At 71.6% G+C, this 366-nt stretch carries 1 protein-coding gene; it reads right to left on the bottom strand.

Translation table 11 applies throughout. The features are described 5' to 3' along the window. The coding region (locus A612_RS07390) for a RidA family protein (RefSeq protein WP_019373870.1) at window positions 1-366 on the bottom strand (366 nt) is incomplete at both ends.

The raw sequence follows: 366 nt of genomic DNA, 5'->3' as shown, positions 1-366 counted from the left end.
CGGCAGCTGCGGTTGGGCCGCCGTGCCGAAATACTGCGTGTAGGCCTCCATGAAGCCCCCGAAGTCCATGGCGTTGCCCTTGCGCGGGTCCGCCACCAGAAAGACCTGCATCTTCACGACGTCGCCCATGCCCAGCCCGAGCGCGCGCAGCTGCTCCTCGATGCTGCGCAGCACACCCAGCGTCTGCGTGCGGGTGTCGGGGCCGTAGCTGCGCGGGTCGCCAGAGGGCAGGCTGCGGTCGACGATCGGCGGCACCTGGCCCGAGAGGTAGACCGTGGTCGCTCCCGGCGGAACCTCCACGGCCGCCGCGATCGGAAAGTCCGACCCGGGCGTGCGATGGCGCAGCAGCTCGCCGTGGTCGGCCGG

The organism is Melaminivora alkalimesophila, from assembly GCF_000282995.1.
GTDB classification, from domain to species: Bacteria; Pseudomonadota; Gammaproteobacteria; order Burkholderiales; family Burkholderiaceae_C; genus Melaminivora; species Melaminivora alkalimesophila.
This window is presented reverse-complemented; position numbering and strand designations above follow the sequence as displayed.